The following is a 10,148-nucleotide window of genomic DNA, read 5'->3' as shown; positions in this document are numbered from 1 at the left end:
AACATCGTGCAGCTCAAGTACGTGTTCCTCAGGAGCGACAATGTGCTGAAGATTGAGAGCGAGGACACCTTTGGCAACTTCGACGTGGCTGGCTTTAGCGTTGGAGCCACCGACCCATTCGTGGGCGCAACTCTTGCGGGTGGCGACACCCTTGCTGCTGGTGACAAGGCTCTTGTGATGGAGAGCAACACCGCAATCACTCTTGACGCCGACGATGACGACGCCCTCTATGGAGACGTGGTCATCCACACGGCAGACACCACCAGTCCAACGCTCAGGTTCTTCCTGCAGAAGAGTGTGACCGTAGAGGGTGCACCCACAGCCGAGGAGACTCCAGCAGTTGAGGAGACCCCAGTAGCCGAGGAGACTCCAGCAGTTGAGGAGAACGTCACCGAGGAGAACGTAACTGCACCAGTCAATGAGACTCCTGCTGAGGAGACCCCTGCTGAGGAGACTCCTGCTGAGACTCCAGCACCCACTCCAACCCCAGGCTTTGAGGCACTGTTCGCAGTGGCTGGCCTGCTTGCGGTGTCCTTCCTCGTCCTTAGAAGAAGGCACTGAACGACACTGAAGGGCTTTCGCCCTTCCATCTCTCTATTTTTTAGCTTTTTAGAGTTTTTTTGTGTAGTGGGATTGGGGCACTTGCAGTGAACTTAAACTCGTTTGCTGCAGACTATGAAAGTGCCGTTTCAGAGCTTTCAGAGCTGGCTCTTTTCGAGCTTGATGTGCTCGGAATATCCTTCTATCATTACTCCATCGGGCACGCCCCTGATTTGCATGCCCTCCAGCTCAGGTGTGCAGCAAAGCACGTTCTGCTCTGGATGTGTTCCTCTCTCGATGGTGCACGAGAGCCTCACACCTTTGTCCACTGAGACCACCACCCTCGCCCTTCGGGATGCGGTGTGCCCTCTCGGAAGAACCGTCAATGGGCTCTCGTACTCCCTTATCAGAAAAAGCACACATCTGAGAGCCTTGTCGGCCTTTGAGCCCACGTCGGGCGTGCTCGCCACTATTATGTCTTCTGCTGAGGCAAACTGCACAATCTCGCTCTCAGATGAGCATATGTAAAACTCTCTCTCATGCCCCACCTTGCACACTGCAAGCGTGGAGTCCTTGCCCCTTATGAAGAGGAGCTCATCATTCTGCAGGGATACGAACATCACTCGAACATCACTCGAGCTTTTTCACATTTCGCGTGCGGCATGAGGGACACTTTACATCCTTTCCCACAGCCCTGAACTTGTTTCCACACTCTTCACACTCGTAATCTGCAGCCTCTATCTCGCTGATGTTCACATCAAACCCATCGCCCACGGTACACACATCGCTCACCTCGCAGAGAATACGTGGTACCATCAGTTAAATGTTTTCATGCATCCTCTAAACCGTTAAATAGTTGGATGCCGATGTTGGGCTGTCATCAGCGAGGGAGAGCTATGGAAATAAATGGTGTACCTATAGAGGATACATTTGCTGAGGCGTTTCCCATAAAGGTGGCGAGGGTGCTCATCACCGCTGCCACACGCCACTGGGCAGAGGTTGCGGCACAGGAAGCCACTGGGTTTGGAACATCGGTCATCATGTGCCCGGCAGAGGCGGGTATAGAGCGCTATGCGAGTGGCAGAGAGACGCCAGATGGAAGACCTGGCGTGTATGTCCAGATATGCGCCTTTGGGTACAAGGCGCTCGAGGAGCAGCTCCTGGCACGTCTGGGACAGTGCGTGCTCACAGCTCCGACCACCGCCATATTCAATGGGCTGCCAGCGGCAGAAAAACAGTTTGACATAGGCTTCAAGCTCAAGTTCTTTGCAGATGGATATGAATATGAGAGAGAGGTCGGAGGGCTGCAGTGCTATGCCATCCCGATGATGGAGGGAGAGTTCATCGCCGAGCGCACCATAGGTGCGGTGGAAGGTGTGGCCGGAGGCAACTTCTTCATATTTGGGGAAAACCAGATGGCAGCCCTTACTGCTGCGGAGAACGCCGTGGATGCCATTAAGCAGCTGGAGGGCAGCATTACGCCGTTCCCAGGTGGTGTGGTGGCATCTGGCTCAAAGCCAGGCTCTGTGAAGTACAGCTTCATGAAGGCTACCACCAATGAGAGGTTCTGCCCCTCACTGCGCGACCGTGTGGAGGGCTCATGTGTTCCACCCGGGTGCTCCTCACTATACGAAATCGTGATAAATGGCACCGACCTTGAGGCTGTAAAGGAGGCCATGAGGGTTGGCATCGAGGCCGCTGTGCGCATTCCGGGCGTGATTCGGATAGGTGCTGGGAACTATGAGGGAAAACTCGGAAAGTATCAGATAAGCCTGCACGAGCTGTTCGGCTGAACAGCTCGCACCTTTTATCGATTAGGGTACTTCTGCTTTAGAGTTTGCTCGCTCGTGAGCACCCCCTTAGATGGCTGTGGCTCTTGCCCAACTTTGAGCCTTTTGCACCGCCCCCGGGTAAAACTATATAGGGGGGCAGATACTCACAGGAAATGGGTCAGATGAGGTTCCAGCTGCTCGATATCGACTACGTCCCCTTCCACAATGAGCCCGTGCTGAGGCTGTTTGGGAGGGGGGAAGACGGTAAAAGCGTGTGCTGTTTTGTGTTTGGATTTGAGCCATACTTCTATGTGGGGTGCTCTGACATCGAGAGGACGAGGTCGGAGCTTCTCGAGCGCTTTGGAGGGTACATACGGCGTATAGAGGATGTGGAACGGTATGAGCCCGTAGGCTACCAGACTAAAAAGCAGAAGATGCTGAAGGTGTACACCCACCTGCCCTCGGACGTGGCAAAGCTCAGGGAGGAGCTGACCACGATTCCATCCATTCACGGGATATATGAGAGCGACATACTGTTCAGATACAGGTTCATGCTGGATGCTGGGCTCGGTGGCATGGAGTGGGTGGAGGTGGTGGAGGTCGAGGAAGGGGGTGAGGGTGTTCCAGATGAGCTCCTGGAGGGCATCCAGTGCGATAGGGTCGTGGTTGCCAGCGCAATAAGACGATACGAGCAGCACATGGATGCACCCCTGAGGTACCTTGCGTTTGACATAGAGTGCCTGCCGATTGGGGGGAAGATGCCCCAGCCCAATGAGGCGCCAATCATAATGGTGAGCCTCGCATTTGAGCCTGCCCACGAGGGATACGACAGTCTCGTGCTCGTGGCACGTCCCTTAGAGAATGCGGGCAATGGCGTGCTGGTGTTCGATAACGAGGAGCAAATGCTGAGGGAGTTCGTGAGCATCGTGGTGGATTATGACCCAGATGTCATAATGGGATACAACTCAAACGGCTTTGACTTTCCGTATCTGCTCGACCGACTGAGGCATCTGAGAAAAAAGAAGGGTAATGAGCAGCTCTTGCTCACGCTGGGAAGGGACCGCTCCAAGGAGGTGAGCTACCGAAGGTTTGGGTACATGCCCTCGGTCAACGTCGTGGGAAGGATCGTGGCAGACGGGCTGAGCCTTGTGAGAAGGGACTTTTCGCTAAAGCAGTACACCCTCAGCAACGTTGCCCACGAGCTTCTGGACACAGAAAAGCTGGAGCTGCCCTTCTCTGAGATGGAGAGTGTATGGCAGGATGATGCACGTCTTCCAGAGCTCATAGCCTACTCGAGGAGGGATGCTGAGCTCGTGATGAGGCTCGTGCTCGGGCTTCACCTGCTCGACCGATACTTTGCCATAGCGAGGCTATCGGGCACCCTTGCCCAGGACGTGCTCGATAGAGGACAGACCGTGATGGTGGAGAATCTGCTGATAAGGGCGTTTTTGGAGCATGAGAGGGTGGTGTATCCAAAGCCTCGTGGCGGGGATGTTGATGAGCGGCTGGAAAAGGAGCTGCAGGGAGCCGAGGTGCTCGACCCCGTGAAGGGGCTTCACGAGAACGTGCTCGTGCTCGACTACCGCTCCCTCTATCCCACCATAATAATGGCGTACAACATATGCTACAGCACGCTGCTCACTGAGCAGCAGGCCGAGCAGCTCGAGCACATCACCACACCCAATGGTGCCAAGTTCGTGTCCCCATCGGTGTTCAGGGGGATAGTGCCCAAGATACTGGAGCACATCCTCGAGGAGCGCATGCGCACGAGGAGGCAAATGGAGGGCACCCAGACTCCACCCGAACAGTACAGGGCGCTCGATGCCCGCCAGAAGGCGCTCAAAGTGCTGCTCAACAGCTTCTATGGATACTATGGGCATGCGATGGCGAGGCTGTACGTTCCAGAGATGGCTGCCGCCATCACGAGCTATGGAAGGGAGAACATCCTGAACACGAGGCGCATCGTGGAGGAGGAGATAGCAAGGGTATGGGCAGATGGGGATGTGGATGTGGATGTGGATGTGAGCCTCGATGAGGCCTCGGGTGGACGGAAGTTTGAGCTCAAGGTCGTGTACGGAGACACCGACAGCGTGTTCGTCAAGGTAATCCCTGAGGATGGTGGGGATGTGAGCCTCGAAGTGCTCGAGCGCATCGGCAGGACGATAGCGAACATCGTGAGCGAGAGGCTTCCAGATCCCATGGAGCTGCGTCTCGATGCGATTGCCAAGAGGGCGCTGTTCATAGCCAAGAAGCGCTATGCCCTGTGGGTGTTCAGAAGGAGGGGGGAGGAGTTTGAGGACAGCATCGTCGTGAGGGGAATGGAGACCGTGAGGAGGGACTGGTGTGAGCTCACGTCCAAGGTTGTAAACCACGTGCTGGAGCTGGTGCTCAAGGAGGGCGACGTCAGAGGGGCGGTGCAGCTCGTGAGAAAGGTTGTTCAGCAGCTCAAGAACATCGACCCTGTGCACGATGAGCATCTCTTCGAGGACCTGATACTCACGAGGCGGTACACCAAGCACCCAGACAAGTATCAGAACAGGCAGCCCCACATCACGGTGGTGGAGAAGCTGAGAAGCAGGGGGCTCGAGAAATACTCCATAGGGGACAGGGTCCCGTTCGTCATCACTGCTGGAAGTGGGCTGATGGTGGATAGGGCAGAGGACCCGGAGTATGTGAGGGAGCACCACATCCCCCTCGATACCGAGTACTACATCAACAAGCAGATACTGCCGCCCGTGATGAGAATCCTCGAGCTGTTTGTTGGAAAGGGTGCTCTCACGGGAATGCTATCCAGCGTCCAGCACGAAATGCGCAGCGATGCAAGGCAGAGCACGCTGAGCGACTTCATGTGATGTTCAGGTCATCTCTCAAACAGCTTGTACAGCAGTGCCTTTTGTGCATGCAGCCTGTTCTCAGCCTGCTCGAACACCATCGAGCGCTCACCCTCTATTACGGCATCTGTGATCTCCTCTCCCCTGTGGGCTGGAAGGCAGTGCAGCACGATGCACTCAGAAGATGCGAGGGCAAGCAGCTCGTCGCTCAGCTGAAAGCCTTTGAAGTCCATGAGCCTTCTTTCCCTCTCAGCGTCCTGTCCCATCGACACCCACACATCGGTGTACAGCACATCGGCTCCCTGAGCTGCTTGCTCTGGGTCATGGGTCAGGGCGATATCGCCTCCAAGCGCCCTCGCCCTCTCCACGATGTCCCGGTTTGGCTCATAGCCAGCTGGCGTTGCCACTGTGAGAGATATTCCCGAGAGGGCACAGCCCAGCATGAAGGAGTGGCACACGTTGTTGCCATCGCCTATCCATCCAGCCCTCACGCCCTCGAGTTCTCCCTTTGCCTCTCTGATGGTGAGCAGGTCTGCGAGTGCCTGACAGGGATGCTCCACATCAGAGAGGGCATTGATTACGGGGATGCTGCTCCACCTGTCCAGCTCGATGAGGGTATCGTGGGATATCACCCTTGCGACCACACAGTGCACGTATCTGGACAGCACCCTTGCTGTGTCCTTGAGGGGCTCACCTCTTCCAAGCTGTAGCTCCTTTGAGGAGAGAAATAGGGGATGTCCTCCAAGCTCCCATACCGCCACCTCGAAGGAGATGCGCGTGCGGGTGGAGGGCTTTTCGAACAGCATCCCCACGCTCTTTCCAGAGAGCCTCTTTTCGACCTCCCTTCCCCTTGCTCGCATCTGCTTTAGCTGCTCTGCAAGCTCCATTAGCTCCCAGAGCTGAGGGCGGTCGAGGTCGGCGAGGGAGATGATGCTGTCCAGCATTGCTAGATTACTCCTTTTTGAGCCAGGGCATCATCGCTCGAAGCCTTGCACCCACCTCTTCAATGGGGTGCTCAAACTCCTGCTTTTCGAGTGCCTTGAGCACTGGCTTGTTTGCCTGAGTCTCGAGCACCCACTCACGGGCAAACTCTCCTGACTGGATGCGCTCGAGCGCCTCCCACATGGCGGCTCTGGACTGCTCGTTGATGATCCTCTTCCCCACCGTGAGCCCTCCATACTCTGCCGTGTTCGAGACGGACTGCCACATTCTGGCGAGCCCACCTTCATGGATGAGGTCCACGATGAGCTTGAGCTCGTGCAGCGTCTCAAAGTATGCAATCTCGGGCTGATAGCCAGCCTCCACGAGCGTCTCGAATGCCGCCTTTATCATCTCGGTCACACCGCCGCACAGGTCAACCTGCTCTCCAAACAGGTCGGTCTCGGTCTCCTCCCTGAATGTGGTCTCTATTACGCCCGCCCTCGTACATCCAATTCCCTTGGCATATGCGAGTGCGGTCTCCATTGCCTTTCCAGAGGGGTTCTGGTGCACAGCCACCAGTGCGGGCACCCCGAGACCATCCACGAACATCGTCCTCACCATGTGTCCCGGTGCCTTGGGTGCCACCATGAACACATCCACGTATTCTGGGGGCACTATCTGATGATAGTGGATGTTGAAGCCATGAGAGAAGCACAGCGCATTCCCCTCCTCGAGGTATGGCAGAATGTGCTCTTTGTACACCATGGGCTGAAACTCATCTGGAAGGAGCACCTGAATGACATCACCCTGCTTGCATGCCTCTGGCACGGTGGTGATGGGCACTCCGTCCTTTTCTGCCTGCTTCCATGCACGGCTGCCCTTGATGTCTGCAGCCACCACGTCCATCCCAGAGTCCCTCAGGTTCTGAGCCTGTGCATGTCCCTGATTGCCATATCCTATGACGGCAATCTTTTTTCCCTCGAGATACTTCAGGTCAGCATCTGCATCGTAGTATATCTTCGCCATATGACCACCTTGAGTCCCGTGCTATTAACTGACAGAGATGCATATAGCTTTTGCCTCATCGAGAGGCTCGGCAATGAGATACATGGGGTGGGCACGCACCACCCTCACATCGAGCACTGCGCCAATCGGATACTCCCCTCTTATCACCACGTTGCGGTAGGCGGCATCCCTCGCCACCACACTTCCCTCCCTCACCCTCTCAGACACCAGCACCCTCATCCTTTTTCCCACGTGCCTCCTTTGCCTCTTTTCGGTGATGGACATGTACAGCCGTGTGAGCCTCCTCGACCTCTCCTTCTTTATCCAGTCGGGAAGCTGGGAAAGCCGAAAGGCTGGCGTGTGAGGACGTGCAGAAAACCGCGTGATGTTAAGCTTGTCTGGCTCGAGCCTTTTTATGAGCTCGAGCGTTCTCTCAAAGTCCTCCTCGCTTTCTGTGGGATATCCCACAATCACGTCGGTGCACAGGGTGCACTCTCCAAGTCGCTCTCGAAAAAGCGTGCACAGGCGCTCGAACTGCTCCACGGTGTAGCCCCTTCCCATTGCAGAGAGCACCTCGTCTGAGCCAGACTGCACTGGGATGTGCACAAACTTGAATACCTTTGGATGAAGGAACGCCTCTGAAAGCTCGCTCGCCTGCGAAATCACCGTGCTGGGGTTCATCATGCCCACCCGCACGAAAAACTCTCCCTCCACAGAGCACACCTTCCTCAATAGCCGTGCGAGTGAGCTTTTTGTGTCCAGCCCATATGCACCAACATCTTGGGCGGTGAGGTGTATCTCTTTTATTCCCCAGTGCACTGCACGCTTTACCTCTGCCACAACCTCTGTTTCGGGCACGCTTCTAAGGTGCCCCCTCGCCCTCTTCACGATACAGTAGGAGCAGCTCCCCACACATCCCCTTGCTATCGGTATGATGTGGGGGCTCTGAGGAGGGGACGGTGGGGAGTGGTGCTCTTGCCCCCGTTGCTTTAAATAATCAACACCCACCACATCCGCGATGCTCTGGATGGTAGAGGGTGTTAGCACGGCAAGGGGTGAGAGTTCCGAGAGCAGCTCTGGCTGTGCTGCTGGAAGACATCCTGCCACTATGTAGGGCACGCCACGGCGCTCGAGCTCCCTTAGCCTGCGCATCACCCTCCTCTCAGTTGCTTTAACGACGGTGCACGTGTTCACCACGTAGAGGTCCGCCTCGCCATCCACCACGCTGTGCCCAGCCCTCTCGAGCAGCTCCCTCATGAGCTGTGAGTCGGCGTGGTTTGCAGTGCATCCAAATGTCTCTATCGCTATTCTCATGCGTGCCCTCTCTTCAGTGCCCACATCGTCCTTCTTATTATACCCCTCAGGGTGAACACCTCTCTTATGGTGGGTTGTGCCCTTCCCAGCAGCTTTCTTGTCATGCGCAGCGTCTTCTTGCGCTTGTGTGCTGGATAGCCAACCTCGAGCAGCAACTCTTCAAGATGATTTATCAACCCCTCCCTGTGCTCTACTGTGGAGAGGTCGTGCATGCCACCCGTGAGCTCAGAGAGTTCGTAGAGCACTATGGCGACTGCATGGGAGAGGTTGAGAGAGGGATACTCTGGAGAAGTGGGAATGGTGACCACAACATCGCAAAGCTCGAGCTCCTCGTTGCTAAGGCCAGTGCGCTCTCTGCCAAACACAAGAGCCACGTTGCTCCCATCTATCAGCGTGTGCAACTCCCGCACGTCATACAGGGGAAAGCGATAGTGGTCGTGGTCGCCCTTTGGTGTCCTTCCCGTGGTGCCCACCACGAGGGTGCATCCCTGTATTGCCTCCCTCAGGCTCTGGCACACCCTGGCATGCTCGAGCACGTCGCATGCGTGCATGGCAAACATTCGCGCCTGTTTCCCAAGAGGAGGGGGGTTGACGATGACCAGCTCATGGGCCGCAAAGTTCTTTACCAGCCTTGCACATGCTCCGATGTTTGCCTCTCCCAGCGGCTCCACCAGCACCACTCGAATGGTGGGTCTCATGTTTGGCGGTCTTTTGCGGGTCTCATGTTTTTATGAGGCATCGTATTACATCGCTATCCCTAACAATGCCCTTGAGCCTGTTCTCGGCGGTTATCACGGGAAGCTGCTCGAGGCCGTTTCGCCTCATGAGCCTGGCCACCTCACTCACCACGCTCCCGTTTATGCCCACGGCAGGGGCATCTCTCATCGCCTCCTTCACTGGGCGGTCTGGGAGCTTGATACGGGAAATGCTATAGTACAGCTTGAGGGTGTCTCTCATGCTCTCCCATGTCCAAGCATCCTCGTCTGAGCCAGCCGAGATGTCTGACTGGTGCAGGCTATCCTCCACCACACTGGCTGCTATGAGGTCTTTGTCGGTCACAATCCCCACGAGTTCGAGCTCGCTGTTGAGCACTGGAGACGCCTTAACATCGGCGAGCTCCATTATCATTCCCACCACTGGAAGAGGGGTCTCGTCCCAGACGGAGACCACGGAAGGTGCAACATAGGGCTTGATGCTCTCATCAAATCCGTTCTCGGCTATTATCCCGAGCAGGTCAGTGACTGTTATGATGCCCACGAGCACACCATTCTCCACCACCGGCAGTCTCCTTACTCCATGGACGCTCATCAGCCTTGCAGCGGTCTCTATGGTGGCATCCGGAGAGATTGTGATGGGGTTTCTGGTCATGAGGATTGCGAGCTGCTCCTCAGTGGGGTTTTTGAGAAGGTCCGTGCGTGTGACGATACCCACCACCTTGCCATCCTTTACCACGGGCACGCCAGAGATGTGCTTGGTCTTGAGTATCTGGAGCACTTCGTGTCTCGATCCAGGCACAGTGGCATATGCCACTTCTTTTGTCATCACATTCTTTACCTTGATATTGAGGGGCATCGTATCACCAATCCACCGGCAGCTTGGGGGATAAGAGGTGGTTAGAGAAAAGCTATGGTAGATAAGGTTTTTTGTTGTCCAGCCTCTCTGAAGTGAGAATGCGTGATCTACCCCTCTAACCGAAGGGACTTCCCGTCCGCATCAGTTAAATAAGTGAACTCTCTACAAGAGGAACATTCACATAGGCTTCAAA

Annotated in this window: 10 protein-coding genes; 3 read left to right on the top strand and 7 right to left on the bottom strand. The window is 55.8% G+C overall.

The features are described 5' to 3' along the window. Positions 1 to 561, top strand: a 561-nt coding sequence (locus BP07_RS02135; protein WP_042684878.1) for a PGF-CTERM sorting domain-containing protein, incomplete at its 5' end; no start/stop codon positions are given. Between the two features lie 137 nt (positions 562 to 698). Here BP07_RS02135 and BP07_RS02130 read toward each other — a convergent pair. Next, a complete protein-coding gene (locus tag BP07_RS02130) occupies positions 699 to 1,160 on the bottom strand; it encodes a hypothetical protein (protein WP_042684876.1) in 462 nt (153 codons plus the stop codon). Between the two features lie 10 nt (positions 1,161 to 1,170). Next, the gene (locus BP07_RS02125) at positions 1,171 to 1,356 is read right to left on the bottom strand and encodes an FmdB family zinc ribbon protein (protein WP_042684874.1); all 186 of its coding nucleotides are present in this window, start codon (positions 1,354 to 1,356) and stop codon (positions 1,171 to 1,173) included. Between the two features lie 80 nt (positions 1,357 to 1,436). On the opposite strand from BP07_RS02125, the gene fhcD reads away from it, so the two are divergent. Together fhcD and BP07_RS02115 are read left to right on the top strand one after the other, a co-directional pair. Next, positions 1,437 to 2,333: a formylmethanofuran--tetrahydromethanopterin N-formyltransferase gene (fhcD, locus tag BP07_RS02120; protein WP_042684870.1), complete on the top strand. Its 897-nt coding sequence runs from the start codon at positions 1,437 to 1,439 to the stop codon at positions 2,331 to 2,333. Between the two features lie 152 nt (positions 2,334 to 2,485). Continuing rightward, complete coding sequence (locus BP07_RS02115; protein ID WP_084174049.1) at positions 2,486 to 5,164, top strand: DNA-directed DNA polymerase; 2,679 nt, start codon at positions 2,486 to 2,488, stop codon at positions 5,162 to 5,164. 8 nt (positions 5,165 to 5,172) lie between these two features. Here the strand turns inward: BP07_RS02115 and argF are convergent, their stop codons facing one another. Genes argF through BP07_RS02090 form a run of 5 tightly spaced genes read right to left on the bottom strand, consistent with a single transcriptional unit; the run spans position 5,173 to position 9,955 of the window. Then, positions 5,173 to 6,087 carry an ornithine carbamoyltransferase gene (gene argF, locus BP07_RS02110; protein ID WP_042684867.1) on the bottom strand — a complete coding sequence of 305 codons (915 nt, stop codon included), beginning with the start codon at positions 6,085 to 6,087 and terminating at the stop codon, positions 5,173 to 5,175. Positions 6,088 to 6,094: 7 nt separating this feature from the next. Continuing rightward, on the bottom strand, positions 6,095 to 7,090 hold the full coding sequence (ilvC, locus tag BP07_RS02105; protein WP_042684866.1) for a ketol-acid reductoisomerase: 996 nt from the start codon (positions 7,088 to 7,090) through the stop codon (positions 6,095 to 6,097). 24 nt (positions 7,091 to 7,114) lie between these two features. After that, positions 7,115 to 8,383 (bottom strand): tRNA (N(6)-L-threonylcarbamoyladenosine(37)-C(2))-methylthiotransferase, encoded by a 1,269-nt coding sequence (locus BP07_RS02100; protein ID WP_042685093.1) that lies wholly within the window; start codon positions 8,381 to 8,383, stop codon positions 7,115 to 7,117. Further along, complete coding sequence (locus BP07_RS02095; RefSeq protein ID WP_042684864.1) at positions 8,380 to 9,081, bottom strand: RNA methyltransferase; 702 nt, start codon at positions 9,079 to 9,081, stop codon at positions 8,380 to 8,382. Before BP07_RS02095 ends, BP07_RS02100 begins: the two co-directional genes overlap by 4 nt. A 22-nt stretch (positions 9,082 to 9,103) precedes the next feature. Continuing rightward, entirely contained in the window at positions 9,104 to 9,955 is an 852-nt protein-coding gene (locus BP07_RS02090) for a CBS domain-containing protein (RefSeq protein ID WP_042684861.1), read from the bottom strand. Positions 9,956 to 10,148 lie beyond the last annotated feature (193 nt).

This window comes from Methermicoccus shengliensis DSM 18856 (assembly GCF_000711905.1).
Lineage (GTDB): Archaea > Halobacteriota > Methanosarcinia > DSM-18856 > Methermicoccaceae > Methermicoccus > Methermicoccus shengliensis.
Note: the sequence above shows the minus strand (reverse complement) of the source record. Positions and strands in the feature narration are given on the sequence as shown.